Origin of the sequence: Actinomycetospora lutea, assembly GCF_028737205.1 — a bacterium.
GTDB lineage: Bacteria > Actinomycetota > Actinomycetes > Mycobacteriales > Pseudonocardiaceae > Actinomycetospora > Actinomycetospora lutea.
On record NZ_JAQZAL010000099.1, the window covers coordinates 1 to 1,122 of the forward strand.

2 protein-coding genes are annotated in these 1,122 nt (G+C 69.3%); both read left to right on the plus strand.

All coding sequences use genetic code 11. The features are described from left to right. Nucleotides 1–195, plus strand: a 195-nt coding sequence (locus PHK61_RS31820; protein ID WP_337994028.1) for a transposase, incomplete at its 5' end; no start/stop codon positions are given. Further along, a partial coding sequence (locus PHK61_RS31825; RefSeq protein WP_274285044.1) for an IS3 family transposase occupies nt 192–1,122 on the plus strand: 931 nt, incomplete at its 3' end. The genes PHK61_RS31820 and PHK61_RS31825, both read left to right, overlap by 4 nt.

The following is a 1,122-nucleotide window of genomic DNA, read 5'->3' on the forward strand; positions in this document are numbered from 1 at the left end:
GAGGCGCTGCGCAACTGGGTGCGTCAGGCCGAGGCCGACGCCGGCGAGCGCGACGACCGCCCGACCAGCGCCGAGAACGAGGAGCTGCGCCGGCTGCGCAAGGAAGTCGCCGAGCTGCGCCGAGCGAACGAAATCCTGAAGGCGGCGAGTGCTTTTTTCGCCCAGGAGATCGACCCGACAAGGAAACGGTCATAGCGTTCGTCGCCGCCCGGAAGGATGAATTCGGGGTCGAGCCGATCCTGTCTCAGCTCGGGGTGGCGCCCTCGACCTTCTATGGCTGGCTCGAGCAGGACCGCGACCCGTCGTCGCGCCGCCGTGACGATGCCGAAGTCCTCGCCGAGATCCGCGAGGTGCACGACCGGTCGGGGCAGACCTACGGCGTCCCGCGCGTCCACGCCACCCTGCGCCGCCGCGGCCGGCGAGTCTCGCGCAGGCGCGTCGAGCGGCTCATGGGCGCCGCCGGCCTGCAGGGCGCCTACCTGCGCAAGCGTCGGCGCACCCCGTCCACCCGTCAGGACCCGCGGGCGTCTCCGGCACCCGACCTGGTCGAACGGGACTTCACCGCCGAGGCGCCGGACCGGCTCTGGGTCACCGACGCCACCCGCATCCCCTGCGGCGAAGGCGTGTTCTGGCTGGCCGCGGTGCGCGACGTGTTCTCCAACCGCATCGTCGGATGGAAGACCTCCGACCGCTGCGACACCGAGCTCGTCCTGGGTGCCCTCGAGTACGCGGTCTGGTCCCGTGACGTGCGCGACGGCCAACTCCGACACCATTCCGACCGCGGCTCGAACTACACGTCGTTCCGATTCGGCGCCCGACTCGAGGACCACGGGATCCTTGCATCGATGGGTTCGGTGGGCGATTCCTACGACAACGCGCTGATGGAGAACCTCTTTTCCACCCTGAAGACCGAGCTCGTCTACCGGCGAATCTGGAAGACCCGGGAAGAGGCCGAGAACGCCCTGTTCGCCTACATCGACGGCTGGTACAACCGCGAACGCATCCAGGCCCGCCTGGGCTGGCTATTCCGACGAGTACGAGCACACCTGGCACACCAGCCGGGCTCACCCCGAGCCCGTCCCGGCCAGGTAGGAACCACTCCGGGCTACCGGGGGAACCTCA